The sequence below is a fragment of the Vitiosangium sp. GDMCC 1.1324 genome, from assembly GCF_003044305.1.
GTDB lineage: Bacteria > Myxococcota > Myxococcia > Myxococcales > Myxococcaceae > Archangium.
On sequence record NZ_PZOX01000005.1, the window covers coordinates 187,056 to 202,112 of the forward strand.

Annotated in this window: 9 protein-coding genes; 4 read left to right on the top strand and 5 right to left on the bottom strand. The window is 68.8% G+C overall.

Going from position 1 to position 15,057, the window contains the following annotated elements:
- Positions 1-118: 118 nt before the first annotated feature.
- Positions 119-1,195 (bottom strand): polysaccharide lyase, encoded by a 1,077-nt coding sequence (locus tag DAT35_RS16860; protein WP_108068063.1) that lies wholly within the window; start codon positions 1,193-1,195, stop codon positions 119-121.
- A 408-nt stretch (positions 1,196-1,603) separates the two neighbouring features.
- Here DAT35_RS16860 and DAT35_RS16865 point away from each other — a divergent pair, with 408 nt between their 5' ends.
- A complete protein-coding gene (locus tag DAT35_RS16865; RefSeq protein ID WP_369945795.1) occupies positions 1,604-2,782 on the top strand; it encodes a heparin lyase I family protein in 1,179 nt (392 codons plus the stop codon).
- A 217-nt stretch (positions 2,783-2,999) separates the two neighbouring features.
- Positions 3,000-4,163 (top strand): polysaccharide deacetylase family protein, encoded by a 1,164-nt coding sequence (locus tag DAT35_RS16870; RefSeq protein WP_158501735.1) that lies wholly within the window; start codon positions 3,000-3,002, stop codon positions 4,161-4,163.
- Between the two features lie 130 nt (positions 4,164-4,293).
- On the opposite strand, the gene ppsA is transcribed toward DAT35_RS16870, so the two are convergent.
- From ppsA to DAT35_RS16890, 4 genes are all read right to left on the bottom strand, one after another.
- The gene (ppsA, locus tag DAT35_RS16875; protein WP_108068065.1) at positions 4,294-6,645 is read right to left on the bottom strand and encodes a phosphoenolpyruvate synthase; all 2,352 of its coding nucleotides are present in this window, start codon (positions 6,643-6,645) and stop codon (positions 4,294-4,296) included.
- A 108-nt stretch (positions 6,646-6,753) separates the two neighbouring features.
- The gene (locus tag DAT35_RS16880; RefSeq protein WP_158501736.1) at positions 6,754-8,283 is read right to left on the bottom strand and encodes an ELWxxDGT repeat protein; all 1,530 of its coding nucleotides are present in this window, start codon (positions 8,281-8,283) and stop codon (positions 6,754-6,756) included.
- 487 nt (positions 8,284-8,770) lie between these two features.
- Positions 8,771-10,168 carry an ELWxxDGT repeat protein gene (locus tag DAT35_RS16885; RefSeq protein WP_233261516.1) on the bottom strand — a complete coding sequence of 466 codons (1,398 nt, stop codon included), beginning with the start codon at positions 10,166-10,168 and terminating at the stop codon, positions 8,771-8,773.
- Between the two features lie 14 nt (positions 10,169-10,182).
- Positions 10,183-11,676, bottom strand: coding sequence for an ELWxxDGT repeat protein (locus tag DAT35_RS16890; RefSeq protein WP_108068067.1), 1,494 nt, complete (start codon positions 11,674-11,676; stop codon positions 10,183-10,185).
- Between the two features lie 329 nt (positions 11,677-12,005).
- Here DAT35_RS16890 and DAT35_RS16895 point away from each other — a divergent pair, with 329 nt between their 5' ends.
- Positions 12,006-13,418 carry a discoidin domain-containing protein gene (locus DAT35_RS16895; RefSeq protein WP_158501737.1) on the top strand — a complete coding sequence of 471 codons (1,413 nt, stop codon included), beginning with the start codon at positions 12,006-12,008 and terminating at the stop codon, positions 13,416-13,418.
- A 223-nt stretch (positions 13,419-13,641) separates the two neighbouring features.
- Positions 13,642-15,015, top strand: a complete 1,374-nt coding sequence (locus tag DAT35_RS16900; RefSeq protein ID WP_146209750.1) for a hypothetical protein — start codon at positions 13,642-13,644, stop codon at positions 15,013-15,015.
- Positions 15,016-15,057: the final 42 nt, after the last annotated feature.

A 15,057-nucleotide genomic window follows, 5' to 3' on the forward strand; every position in this document is an offset into this window, starting at 1 on the left:
GTCCAATGTCTGACACCCCATGCGCCTTGCCATGACCCGCCGGTCGGTCGTCATTGCATGGCAATGACCACTTCTCGGACTTCAGGGCCGGCACCGAGGCTCGCGCTCGAGCCCCGGCTCACGCTCGCCGGTTCGCTCGCCGCCGGAACCGGGTCAGCGAGCCAAGCACGAGCAAGCCCATCAGCGAGACCCACGGGGTGGCGGACGCGGCGCTCGAGCTGCATCCCCCGGCCTGCGCCTGGCCACCCGCGCTCTCTGGAACCACGGACCCCTGGGCATTGCCCGCGATATCCGCCGGTGTGCCGATGCCCGACTCTTGCGGCGCACCCACACCCGTGTCGGCACCTGGGCTGGCCACTCCCCCGGGGCTGGGGGTGGTGCCTTGCGGCGCCCCCGGCTGCTGCGGAGTTCCCGTGTTCGCGACTTCCCCGCTGTCGCTGGCGCGGGGCTGCATGGCCTCCTCCAGCGTCGTGGCCTGGACGAGGCCGTCATGGAAGAGCACCGCGGTGGGCTGGACGGCTTCGTCCCGGTACAGCCCCATCTTCAGGTAGTTGGTGTCCGACGAGTTGAAGAGGGTGCGGACGTTGCGCTTGGGAACGACGAGCTTGCCGTCGTACCAGAGCTCGACGAACCCGACGCTCGAGTTGGCCGACCACTTGATGTGCAGGACGAAGTCATGCCACACGCCGCGCGTGACCGGGGCCATCATCCATTGCGTCTTGTTGTCGACGATGAAGAAGAGCGTGTCCGGCAGAGGCTGGCCACAGTCGGCGGCGCTGCAGCCGAGCACGAAGCGGACGGGCGGCGCGCCACCGGAGCCCGGGTGGTGCCACTGCATGAACACCTGCCAGTTGGGCGTCATCGGGTAGTCGGAAGGCCAGAGCGTGCTCCACCCATAGTAGAACTCGGTGCCCTCCGAGGCCCCGTCGAACTTCACGAGCTCGTTGCGGTTGCCGCTCGCGTTGATGGGATCATCTCCCTGCCGCACCTCGGCCCGGAGCGCGTAGCGGCCCTGGCGCACGGGTGATTGGACCACCTGCAGGCGATCCGCGCCCATGCTCTCCTTCGTGCTGAACTGCGAGAGATTCCCTGTCTCGATGTCTCCACGCCACACCGTGCTGGCCATGGCGGGGGTAGCGGTTGCGAGCCCCATGAGGATCGATGCAACCGTGAACAACCACCTTGAATGCGACATCCACTTCCTCCGAAGGGTGGGTTGGGGGTTGGTGGGATTGGAGCCCAAGAACCCGGTGACGGGGTCCGAGCATTCCGATCCAACACTCCCCCCTCCTCAGGGAAAGGGCGGGCAGGCGAACGGTTCAAGGAGAGGGAGAGGGACGCATCAGCCCCCCGTGCGTCCAGGCATCGGCTCGGCGGATGGAATAGGTGGACCGCAAGACAGTTACGCAGCCCAATCCGATTCTCCCGACGCCGACATCATGAACGCTCGTCATGAGCGCTCATTGACGCAACGGGAGAGTCATGTCCCACGATGTCTGTCCTTTCCGTGAGCCTCATGAAGAAACCCCTCCTATTGGTTGGAACGTTGATGGTCCTCGGCGGCGCCGGCTGCGGCGCTGAACGCCCCTCAGGTGCCGAGGGCGTGTCAGAAACAGTGGCGTCCGTCACCCCCGATCTCACCGCTCAGAACTGCGTCCAGCTCACGCCCACCGCGGTCCTTGCCAAGGGCAACGACGGCAACAAGCCGGAGAACACGCTGGATGACCGGCTCGACACCCGCTGGAGCAACCTGGGCCAGGGCTCGTGGATCGACTACGACCTGGGCACCAGCAAGGCCGTGGCCGGCGCAACGATTGCCTGGCACGAGGGCAACACGCGCAGCAACAACTTCGCCGTCTCCGTTTCACCGGACGGCGTGACCTATACGCAGGTCTACAGCGGCCGTAGCAGCGGCACCACCACGGCAGCGGAGACGTACACCTTCCCAGCCGTCACCACGCGCCGCGTGCGCATCACCGTCAATGGCAACAGCCTCAACGACTGGGCCAGCATCGCCGAGGCGCGCCCGTGTGCCGCCGGCACACAGCCCCCCCCGCCATCCACGGCCGTGTGGCGCGGAGACTTCGAGACGGGGGATCTCTCGCAGTTCAGCACGAAGGAGAGCATGGGCGCGGATCGCCTGCAGGTGGTCCAATCACCCGTGCGCCAGGGCCGCTACGCGCTCCGGGCCGAGGTGCGGCAGGGTGATGATCCCATCAACGCGAGCGGCAACCGCAACGAGCTCGTGAAGTACGACGGCTCCTCGGAGGGCACCGAGTTCTACTACGGGTGGAGCACGCTCTGGCCCTCCGACTACCCGATGACGCCCAACTGGCAGGTGTTCATGCAGTGGCATCACCCGGGCTCCAGTGGCGCGCCGCCCGTCCGCTTCGTGCTCGGCTGCAGCGCCGCCGACTGTGGCCAGCCTCTGCCGGACACGCTCTTCTTCATCGTCGACAACAAGACGCAATGGATGATGGCCCCGGTCACGCGCGGCGTGTGGCATGACTTCGTCCTGCACATCAAGTGGTCGGCCAACTCGAGCGTCGGGTTCGTCGAGCTCTGGTACGACGGCAAGCTCGTCGTTCCCAAGCGCAACGTCCGCACCCTCTTCAACTCGTCGGACACCAACTACCTGAAGATGGGGCTGTACCGGGACGAAGCCGTCCGGCCCACCGCGGTGCTCTTCCACGACGGACTCGTCCAGGCCAAGACCCTGGAGGGGGCCATGCAGCCTGCCCTCCGCGCTGCCAGTGGAGCCGTAGCCGCCGAAGCGCAGTAGAAGGCCGGAGCTCCAGGCCTCCGTTGGAGGGAGCTGCCCTGGAGTACGTTCCCACCATCGGGTGGTTGTCTTTCGCGAGTGATGCGCTTTTTCCTCTCCGGGAAAGGCCAGAGTTCACTCGGGCAATACATTGCCCGAGGTGGGTTCTCATCCCCCCTGTTTTCAGGGGGGATGGTTCGGCGCGGTGGTTGCAATGCACCCGGGCGGGGGGAAGACGATGAAGGAGGCCCACACGCATGTTCCCGTGGCGGGAAATGAGCGGTTGGAGCTGAAGCGGCAACGCAATCAGCTCGACCTGAGGCTGCCACGAAACCCGATCGATCTGGATCGGCTGGTGTTGCGCGCACGCAGCCTCACCGAGCGGCGCTGGACGTACCGGATGAAGCAGGGTGTGAAGGCGCTGTCGTTCTACCTGGGCCTCCACCCGGCCTCCTGGAAGCTGGGGGCGGGCGAAGCGGCCGTCCTCTTCTACCACAAGGTCGAGAGGCGGCCCCTCGACGTCTGGGGCGAGCCAGTGCTCGATGTCCATGAGTTCGAGCGGCACGTCGCCTACCTGGCACGCGAGTACCGGCCCGTCTCCATGTCCGAGCTCATCGCCGGACTCCGGGGCCAGACGCGACTGCCCCACAGGGCCGTGGTGTTGACGTTCGACGATGGCTACCGCAACAACCTGTACCTCGTCGCGCCGATCCTCGCTCGCTATGGCGTGCCGGCGATGCTCTTCGTCACCACCGGGCTGATCGGCGGCAATCAATGGATGTGGGCCTACGAGCTGGAGGAGCTCTTCTCCCGCTTCGCGCCGGAGGAGATCCGCCAGGCGTGTGGAGATCCGGTCGTCGCACGGCTCTGCGCGCTCGGCCTGGAGCCGCGAGCCTTGATGATGGCCTGCGTCGAACATCTCAAGGATCTGCCGCACCCGGTGATGCTCGCCCTCGTGGAGCGGCTTCGCTCGGCGTTCCCCCTTCCGGTGAATGACGAGAACCGCTTCCTGTCCTGGAACGAGGTACGGGAGCTCAGGCGCCAGGGCTTCGAGATTGGTGCCCACACGGAAACCCATCCCATTCTCACCCGGCTCCCGCTGGAAGAGGTGGAGCGGGAGCTTCTTGCCTGCCGGGACACCCTGGAAGCGGAGTTGGGCATCCGTCCAACGGTCTTCTCCTATCCCAACGGCGCCACGAACCCCGAGGTGTCGGCGCTCGTGGGCCGTTACTTCGAGGCAGCGGTCACGACCCGGACCGGCTTCTGCTCGCGGGCGCATGCGCTCCTCGAGCTCCCGCGCATCGGGGCACCCGTCCATGTCTCGGAGCTGGCCTTCGAACTGGCGTGGAACTACTTCCGCCTGGAGGGTGCGCGACCAGGGCTCTGGGCACCGCGAGAGTAGACTTCACGTTTCCCCACTCGGGAAACACGTTGGATCTGCGCTTCGCCGACCCTCCCCGGCCCGATGCCAACGAGCTCTGGGGACTGGATTGCGTCCGGGTAAAGGTCGGCACGACCCTGGACAAATAGGCTCAGGCGTCTGGAGACCGCATCCGGGCGGCGTCCAACAGCAGGCGGCGCTCGGCGGCGGCTACTACCCGCCGCGCCGCCCCCACCGCTCCCGGGTCCACCGAGATGGAGGTGATGCCCGCCCGTACCAGGTGCTCGGCGAACTCGGGCCGGTTCGAGGGGGCCTGGCCACATAGCGAGCACGTCACCCCCGCCTCGCGGCTGGCGCGGATGATGCGGACGATCGCATCCAGCACCGCCGCGTCGGACTCGTTGAACAGCTCCGCGCACATCTCCGAGTCCCGGTCCACCCCCAGCATGAGCTGCGTCAGGTCGTTCGAGCCGATGGAAACCCCGCTCACGCCCAGCCGCGCGTACTCGGGGATGCGGTACACCACCGAGGGCACCTCCGCCATCACCCACCGCTCCAGCCCACGCTGCCGCCCCAGGGGACTGGTGTCCAGCAACTCCAGGCACGCCTCCAGCTCCCAGAGCGTGCGCACGAAGGGAATCATCACGTGCAGGTTGGGCAACTCCTCGCGCACCCGCGCGAGCGCCTCCATTTCCAGGCGGAACACCTCCGGCTCACGCAGGTAGCGGTAGCAACCGCGAAAGCCGATCATCGGGTTGGCCTCGACGGGCTCGTACTCCGCCCCGCCTTCCAGCCCCCGGAACTCGTTGGTGCGGAAGTCCGTCGTCCGGTACACCACCGGCCGCGGATGGAACGCCCGGGCAATTTCCCGGAGCGGGCCCACCATGCGCTCCACGAACTCGCGCTGCCGCCCCTCGGCGATCAGCTTGCGCGGGTGGACTCCGCCAAACGCATCGGTGAGGAGGAACTCCGCCCGCAGCAGCCCCACCCCATCCACCGGCAGCGAGGCTGCCTCGCGCGCCTGTCCCGGCAGGGCCAGGTTCACGTACAGCTTCGTCGCCAGGGGCTCGGGCTCGCGCGCCTCGACGGCCCGGGGCGCCTCCACCGGCCGCACCGCTTCCACCCGGGGCGCGGCCACCTCCTCCACCCTGCCCTCGAACACCTCGCCCGCGCTCCCATCCACCGTCACCTCTTCTCCATCGCGCAGCACCCGCGTGGCGTTGCGCGTGCCCACCACGCAGGGCAGGCGCAGCTCGCGGCTGACGATGGCCGCATGGCTCGTCATGCCCCCGCTGTCGGTGATGATGGCCACCGCCCGGCGCATGGTGGCCACCCAGTCCGGCGACGTCATGGGGGCGACGAGCACCTCGCCCTTCTGCAACGTCGGGCCTTCCTCGGGGCCGCGCAGCACCCGTACCTTCCCGGTGACGCGGCCCGGCGAGGCGCCCAGTCCCGTCACGAGCGCCGGCTTGTGGGCCTCCCGCTCCGGCTCCGGCTTGCCCCGGCTCAGCGTGGTGATGGGCCGCGACTGCACCAGGAACAACCGCCCGCCCTGCTCGGCCCACTCGAGGTCCTGCGGCGAGCCGTAGTGCGCCTCCACCCGCGCGCCCAGCCGCGCCAGCGTCAGCACCTCCTCGTCCGTCAGCACCCGCGCGCGGGCCCGCTCCTCGCTCAGCTCCACGCGCCGATCTCCGCCCTCGGGCGCGCGCTCCAGCTGGAAGTCCTTGTGCCCCACGCGCACTTCGCGCAGCCGAGGGCCCTGCTTGTCCACCGTGTACGTGTCCGGCTCCACCTGGCCGCCCACCACCACCTCGCCCAGTCCCCAGGCCGCCTCGATGACGAGCCGCCGCGTGTCCCCCGTGGCCGGGTCCGCGGTGAACATCACCCCCGAGCGCGCCGAGTCCACCATCTCCTGCACCACCACGGCCAGGGAAGGCAGCTCGATGAGGCCTTGGCTCTTGCGGTAGGCCACCACCCGCTGCCCGAAGGCCGAGGCCCAGCAGTCGCGCAGCCGAGCCAGCAAGGGCTCGTCACCAACCACGTGGGTATAGGACTCGTGCATGCCGGCGAACGAGGTGGCGGACGTGTCCTCGTCCGTCGCCGAGGAGCGCACCGCCACCGCCTTCTCCTCGCCCAGTTGGTGGTAGGCCTCGAGCACGGTCTCCCTCAGCTCGGCCGGAAGCTCCACCTGCAGCACCCACTCGCGCAGCTCGGCCGAGTGCTTCGCCAACGACTCGGGGTCATCCACGTCGAGGTTCCGCCACAGCTCGGCCAGCCGCAAGCGGATCGGCCGCAGGGCCTCCTGGAAGGCCTCCGCCGTCACCACGAAGCCTCGGGGTACGGGCAGCCCCGCCCGGGTCATCTCCCCCAGGTTGGCCCCCTTGCCCCCCGCGAGCTGCACATCCTCCCGCGAGAGCGTCGCGAACCACACCACCCACGAGCGCTGCTGCGCGCCCGGGCGCTCCTCTCGAGAGTCATGGACCCGCTCCTGCCCCGTCTCCATCGTTTCCATGCCCTACAGGGTGGAGATGGAGACGGGGCGAAGCGACCTGCTCATGAGCACGAGGCAGACGAGCGGCCTGCCCTCCACCCCGATGGCCGGCAGTGCGCTCTACCTGCGCACGTGGAGGACCCACAACGCGTTGCCTACATCATCGCGGAAGGCGACGAAGAAGACACAGCCGTTCACGCGGGTGAAGGCATGCGGGAACGAGGAAAACCCCCCTGGTTGGATTTCCTGCAGCTTCCGGGTGCCCTTCACCGTGCCGTCGCTCACCCAGGGTTCCGTGTTCGCCGGGCCCGTGTCATTGGCGGGGAAGAGGAGCAGGCCGTCCACGGGGAAGAGCTCCGTCGTGAACTCATCCGACAGGCTCAGGGGCTGGTGCAGCAGCGTCGTCCCGGAGGCCGTGCCATCGGTCACCCAGAGCTGGTGAGCGATAGGCGCGGGGCCCGTGGCGAAGAAGGCCGGAGAGAAGAAGAGCCGGGTGCCCGTGGTGGCGAAGGCGGTGACGAAGGAAAAGACCTCCGGATTGCTCGGGAAGGGATTGGGAATGGTCGTGACGAGACTCGGCGCACCGGGGCTCGAGCCGCTCACTCCCAGCCTGAACAGGCGCAGCTCCGCCCCGGTGGGCTCGCGCTCCGTGAAGAACAGGAAGCCGTTCGCCACGTCCAGGAGCTGCAGGTCGCTGCTGGCGGGGCCGGGCGTGAGATCCGCGGCGAGTGCCGTACCGGCCGCGGTGCCGTCCGTCCTCCACAGCTCGTTGCCGTGGACCGAATCATCGGCGAGGAAGTAGGCGAAGCGTCCCGCGTCCCGCAGCGAATTCGGCGCGTTGCCCTGGGGACCCGGCTCGAACGTCCGCAACCGCAGCGTGCCTGCTCTGGAGCCGTCCGACTTCCACAGCTCGAACCTGCTCTCCGGAGCCGAGACGAAGAAGAGGAGCGAATCGCCCCGCACGAGCACCGGGCCGAAACTCGCGCTCGTCCCCAGCCCGAAGTCCCGGACCCGCACCGTTCCCGCCGCGGTGCCATTGGACGTCCAGAGTTCGCTGCGCCCGGGCCCTCCGGGTTCCGTGCTGATGGTGCGGAAGAAGAACAGGGTCTGCCCCACCGCCACGAGGTTGTTCAGTGCCGAGTCCCCGGGCCCTGGCGTGAGATCCACCACCAACCGGGTTCCCTCGGCCGTCCCGTCACTGACCCAAAGCTCGCGGCCATGCGCCGCGTCCGCCACCGTGAAGAAGAGCTGGCGGCCCACTGGGGTCAGATCCGCTAGGAAACCGGCTCCGTCCACGGGCGGAAATTCCCTCACCACGACGGTGCCCGCCTCGGTACCGTTGCTCTTCCACAACTGGCTCCGCCCATCCTCCTGCCGGGCGGTGAAGAAGAGCCTCCCGCGGAACTCCACCAGGTTCATGGGCTCCTCGCCCCGGAACGACGCGTCCGGGAGGACGTCCTTGACGAGGCGTGCCCGACTCAACATCGGCGTTTCGGTGTTCCACAGCGCCGTGGCACCACCCTCCCCGTCCCCCGGCGAGAAGTCCTCCACCGGGCCCTGCTCATCGGACGGCGGCGCCTCTTCCGGTAGCGGCCCGCCACAACCCGCGGCCACCACGCAAGCCAGTGCAATCACTTTCCATGTCCGCATTGCCCACCTCCCTTTCACTTCCACGTCCGCGGGACGGAAAACAGTGCGCGCCCACCTGCGGGTCACACGCGCCGGGCGCATCGCTCCGGTATCCCGAATGAACCCCCTCTCGACCGGAGCCGCCCCGACAGGCCGCACGTCTTCGGCCCCAGGTCTTCGGCCCCGGATCGACCATGTGAATCCCATCTGGGCGGGAGGTGCTGTCCGCGAGCGCCGAACAACGTGCGCCACCGGATATACCCGGTCGCTCGTCCACTCCCCGGGGAGCCCACACCCGGTCCGCTGGCCACGCTTCAAATGCCAGCAGATGCCCTGCGGTCGGGAGCGGGCTGCCCAGTCTCGTTCCCCGGGGCAGTGGGCTCCTGCTTCCGCCAACACCCATCGTGTCGCCTGATCGGCTCACGACCATTCGAGCAGAGCATCGACGTCGCGGGGGTCTCCGGGCCCGGTGCGGACCTCGGCAGCGGCCCGCTGCTCAAGGGGCCCTTCAATCGCACGCATCCCCGGGCCGGAAGGGCAGCGCCCACAGCTCCGGCCCGTGCGCGCCGTCATCCGCCACGAAGAAGACGTCCCAGCCCGAACGCAGGAAGCTTCGAGGATTCGAGGACGCCGCTCCCGGCGCGAGGTCCGCGAGCGGCACCGTGCCCCCAGGCGTGCCATCACTCACCCACGGCTCGCGGCCCTGGCCCGGCAGCTCGGCGCTGAAGAAGAGCGTCCCCTGGATGGCGCGCAACTCCTCCGGTAAGGCGCTGAGGGGTCCGGGCAGGAGGTCCTTGAAGAGGCGCGTGCCCGAGGCGGTGCCATCGCTGCGCCACAGCTCGCGCCCATGCACACCGTCATCCGCCGTGAAGAAGAGCCGGTCGTCTAGCACCTCCAGCCAGTCCGGCCACGAGCCCCCCGCTCCAGGCCGCAGGTCCTTCACCAGATGCGTGCCCTCGCGCGTTCCATCGCTGCGCCACAGCTCCACGCCGGTGGGCGAGCGGTCCGCGCCCGCGCGAAAGTAGAGCTTCCCCTTGAAGCCGGTCAGCTCCTCCGGAGGGCTGCTTCCCGCCATCTCGTGGTCAAACCCCGTCAGCTCCACGGTCCCCGCGAGCGTCCCATCCGTGCGCCACAGCACGCCCACGGGCCCATCCGGGTCCAACCGGAAGTAGAGCAGGTCCCCCACCCGCGTCGGCAGCAGGTAGTGCCCGATGCTCTGGCCCCCGAGGGGGACTGCGCCGGGCGTGCCCTCGCTGCGATAGATGGACACGAAGTCCTCGAACGTAGCCCCGAAATAGAGCGCGCCGTCGCCGCCGATGGCCAGCGCGCGCGGGTACGAGCCGTTGGAGCCGGGATAGACGTCGTCCACGAGGACGGTGCCCTCGGGCGTGCCGTCGCTGCGCCACAACTCGAAGCCGTGCTCGCCATCATTCGCGCTGAAATACAGCGCACCCCGGTAGTCGATGAGGGAAGGGTAGATGCCCAGCAGGTCCGGGTGGAGCCGCGTCAGCTGGCGCGTGCCCCGGGCCGTTCCGTCGCTCACCCACAATTGCTGTCCGTCCACGCCGTCATCCGCGATGAAGAAGACGCGGTCTCCCACCACCGTGAGCGCGTGGGGCTCGGAGCCGAGCGGACCCGGCCGCACGTCGGCCACCAGAAAGGTGCCCGCGCCGCCCGTCCCGCTGCTCTTCCACAGCTCGCGCCCGTGCGCCCCGTCGTCCGCGGTGAAGAAGAGAACGCCATTGCCGTGCACGAGCTCGCGTGGCTCCGAACCCGTTGCTCCAGGCGCAATGTCTTTCATGAGGACAGGAGGGCCGCAGGACTTCCAGTTCCGCGGCTCCCCCGACCAGGACTCCACGCCCAGCACGGCCAACGCCAATGACAGACACGCCCCGAGACTCATCATCCACCCTCCTGTCATCAATGGCTGGAGCGGCACTCGTCCTCGGGGCGGAACGGCACGGCCCACAGCTCGGTGCCGTGCACACCATCGTTCGCCGCGAAAAACACGTCCCAGCCCGAGCGGGTGAACCAGGCGGGGTCGAACGGCCTGAGGACGGAGGCCGGGCCGGGAGCGATGTCATCGAGCTGCACCGTGCCCGCCACCGTGCCGTCGCTCACCCAGACCTCCCGGCCGTGGCCCGTGGTCTCCGCGGTGAAGAAGAGCCAGTCCTCGGTGGCCAGCAAGTCCTGGGGCGAGGAGCTCCCCGTGCCCGGCTCAATGTCCTTGAAGAGCCGCGTGCCCTTGGCGGTGCCGTCACTCACCCACAGCTCGCGTCCGGCACCGGCGTCCTCGGCGGCGAAGAAGAGCCGCCCGCCCAGGACCTGCAAATACCGGGGAGACGAGCTCTCCGGCCCCGGCACGATGTCCTTCACCATCCCCGTCCCCGCCCGAGTGCCGTTGGTCCGCCACAGCTCGGCGCCCCTTTCCAGCTCGCCGCCCGTCGGCAAGTCGCCCGCGCCGAAGTAGACCTTGCCACCCAGGCGGGTCAGGTCCCTGGGGCTCTCGGCCACACCGCTCAAACGGCCGAAGTCATAAAGGTCGTAGGTCGTTTCAGGAGTCCCCTCGGTCCGCGCCAGGACGGCCTCGGGCCCATCGTATTGCCGCACGTACACGAGCACGTCGCCCAACCAGGTGAAGCCGTAGAAGCTCCCATTCCCCACCGAGTCCAGCGCGACGGTGTCGCCGCCCGGCCCGAGCCGCCACAGGGTCACGATGTAATCGATGTTGGTAGAGTAGTAGATGGAGCCGTCTGGCCCCTCGGTCCCTGGCGTGACAGAGAAGGAATTATGAAGCCCGTAGTAATCCTTCACCACCACGGTGCCTTCCTCTGTGCCGTCGCTGCGCCACAGCGCAGCCCCACGGGCGGGGTCGTAGACCCCGAAGTAAACGAAGCCACCCACGGGGAGGAACGTGATGGAGTCCGGCGACGAGATCGCGCCCTCCGCGCCGGGAAGGATGTCCTTCACCATGTGGGTGCCCGCGGGGGTGTCGTCGCTCACCCACAGCTCGCGCCCGTGCATCCCATCGTCCGCGGAGAAGAAGAGGCGATCCCCCACCTCAATGAGGGAGTGGGGATCCGAGGACTCCCCCCCCGGACGGATGTCCTTCACCAGGAAGGTGCCCGCGCCTCCAGTGCCACTGCTCTTCCACAGCTCGCGCCCATGGGCCCCGTCATCCGCGTTGAAGAAGAGCACCCGGTCCCCATGTACCAGGTAGCGCGGCTCCGACCCCGCCGAGCCGGGATTGATGTCCTTCAGGAGGACGGGGGTGTGGCCGCAGGGCTTCCACTCCCGCGAGCTTCGCGCCCGGGACTCCACCGGAGTGTCCACCCGCGCCGGCACCTTCACGGAGGCCGGGCCCGCTCCGAGCACGGTCAGCAACAACGACAGAGAGGACACGAGGCTCATCATCCACGCTCCTGAGCGGAATGGAGACAGACGCGCAATCTGTGAGCGCGGGCCCCGAGGCCCAGCCGTACGTGGGTGCGCCGCTCACGTCCAATGACTGACGTGGGCCCCCCACTGAGCACACGACACGGCGCTGTGCACCTCGTGCCTGGAGGGCGGGCGAGCGCGGCCTCCCCTTCATTCACGTCCGGAATGGTGGCCCCTGGAGAGTGATTGATGCGCAGGACCGGGTTCTGTGCCCCGACCTCCTCTCTCCATGTCGCGCGCCTCGCGCCCGGCTCGCGGGCGACGTGCGCGGTGAGAGGGCCCACCCTTCAACCCTGAGAGTCACCTTGAAGAGACTGCACAAGTCGTTGGGCCTCGTTGGCTTGTCCCTCTCCGTCCTCGCCGGTTGCGGTGCTCCGGAAGGCTCCGACGCGAGCCTCGGCTCCTCTCCCTCCGAGTTCCAGGCGCAGACGGCGGGCTCCGCCCTCACCACGGACTGCACCAGCCCCACCGTCGGCCCGCTCGCCATCAGCGGCGTGACGGCCAGCGACCATGACGGCAATGTCCCGCCCAATGTCCTGGACGGCAATCTCTCCACACGCTGGTCCTGCAACGGCGTGGGGTGCTGGTTGACGGCCGACCTCGGGGCAGAGAAGACGGTCAGCGGGGTGGAGCTCGCCTGGTACCTCGGGGACCTCCGCGCCAGCAAGTTCGAGGTGAGCGTGTCGCGCGACGGCTCCGGCTACACGCGCGTCGCCGCCGGCACGAGCAGCGGCAAGACGCTCCAGCCCGAGCGCACCCCCTTCACCGCCGTGCCCGCCCGCTACGTGAAGCTCACCGTCAATGGCAACTCGCAGAACACCTGGGCGAGCCTCGCCGAGCTGCACGTGCTCGGCAGCAGCTGCACCCCATCGACGGGCGGCGGCACCCCCACCACCGACCCGGCGCCCATGCCGGGGCGCGACGTCTTCGGCAGCAGCGAAATCTACCCCACGGCCCCCAACGGCCGGACGTGGAGCGCGAAGTGGAACGCCAACCCGCGCAAGCTGAGCGCGGGCCAGGACGACCCGTATGACGCCGAGTTCCACATGCGCGGCTCCAACCACACGCTGGACATCCGGGGCGACGGCACCGCCAAGAGCGCGGGCAGCACCATCCGCTTCTACCTGAGCAGCCCGGGCAAGACGTGGTTCAACACCGAGTTGACGATCTACGCCAAGCGCGTCTCCGAGCAGAGCAACGCGGACAGCGCCACCGGCTTCGAGTTCCAGGCGCGCACCGCCGACGGTCACACCGAGGACAGCAGCGCGAAGAACGCCGCGGGCCTGCCGCAGCAGTGCGATGGCCACTCCTACGGGTACTCGCTGCGCTACGACGGCCGAGCGCTCTTCGAGAAGGAGCTGCGGCACCCGACGTACACCTCGCAGGTGTCTCGCAATGTCTGGAATGGCGGCACGCTGCCACGCAACCAGTGGATTGGCATCAAGGTCATCACCTACAGCAAACCTGACGGCGGCGTGAAGCTGGAGCTGTGGCGCGACCTCACGGACGGCGCTGACGGCGGCAAGTGGGAGAAGGTGCACGAGTACACGGACGTGGGCGGCTGGAGCATCAGCCCGTCGGTGGCCGCCAGCTGCGCCATCCCCGCCGACTTCCGCATCACCACGCCGCAGCCCATCTTCATCATCCGCAACAGCAACATCGCGGAGCAGTGGTACAAGAAGGCCACCCTGCGCGAGATCGTCCCGCCGGCGCAGTAGCCGCGGGCCACCGGACGGCACCGGCGCGCTGCTCATCCACGAGTACCCGCGCCTCGCCGGACCTCTCCCATGACTTGGAACTCACCATCACGCCCTGCGCACCGTCGGCCACGCGCTCGCGCGGTGCCCTTGCGTCCAGCTGGCATGGGGCGGACACGTCCCCATGCTCTGCCTCCAGGAGCCCGGGAGCAGTCCCGGCCCGGGCGAGCGAGAGTGGACTGCGATGGGTGGAAGAGCCTGGGCCTGGGCGTGGAGTGTGTTGTGCGTGGGCCTCATCGCCTGTGGAGCACCGGGCGGTGGGCCTGGGACGGACGAGGGGCGGGAGGCGCTCCATGCGCACGTGTCGCGCATCGAGGAGGAGCCGGGGGCGCCGCGCTGGTCCTGGTATGCCGGAGGGCCCGATGACGCCGAACTGAATCGTGTGGCGCATGACCGCGACGGCAGCATCGTCGCGCTGGGCAACTTCGAGGACTTCCTCACGCCGCGCCCGGGAGATACGGGGGGCCCCATCACCGGGACGGGGCAGCGGAGCCTGCTCGTGGCGCGCTTCTCGCCCGAGGGCCGCCGCCTCTGGACGCGGGTCTTCAATGCCACGAGCACGGAGTCCGTCACCGGAGAGGTGTTCAGCTCCGCCCTCGCCCTGGACGGCGCTGGCAACATCTACATCGCGGGGTTCCACGAAGGCGTGCTCGACTTCGGCCACGGGCCCATCCCCTCGGGGGCATTCCTCGTCAAGCTCGACTGCACCGGCCGGCCTCTCTGGTCCACGGGCCTGCTGGGAAGCGGAGACCTTCAGTTCGAGAGACTGCTGGTGGACGAGGGGGAGCTCATCGCTGCCGGGACGGTGTCAGGCACGGTGGACCTGGGCGGAGGCCCGCTCACCGCGCCGGACCGCCGGGGCGTGCTCGCGAAGTTCACCACGGGCGGCGCCTTGCGGTGGGCCCTGCTGGACCCCGAGGGCCGGGACTCCTACCTCGGGCTGGCCGTGGACACGGACGAGAACCTGTACGTCAGCGGTGCCGATGCCTTCCCCGCGCCCCCCTTCCTCCTGAAGGTGTCGCCCAAAGGGACGATCCTCTGGTCCCGCAGCCTCGTGGGTGCAACCGGTGAGCTTCGGGACGTCGCGGTGTGTGGCGACCGCGTGGTGATTGCCGGCAGCATCCAGGGCAGCTTCATCTTCCGGGGCCAGACCATCCCCTCTCCCTTTGGAGGAGTCGTGGCCGCCTACACCCGCAAGGGCCAGGAGCGCTGGGCGAAAATCGTGGGCACCAACGCGCATTCCGTCGCCACGGATGGGCGCGGCGGGGTGGTGTTGGGCGGCAACTACCGGCCCGGCGATGACCTCGGCCGGGGACCCGAGGCCGGTGACCCGGCAGGCAACAACCTCTACGTCGCGAAGTTCGACTACGGCGACGGCGCGCTGCGCTGGGTTCGCACCTTCCTCTCGGACGGGGCGTTTGCAATCGACCTGGCGGTGCGCAAGGACGGCTCGAGCACCGCCGTGGGCGCCTTCATGTCGCACGTGGACCTGGGGGAGGGCCGCATTGACTACCCGTCCTCGTATGACCACCCTTTCATCCTGGAGTTGGCGCCGTAGCGCGTGGGCGCGCCGCGCCAGCACCGTGGGACGAGCCCCTAT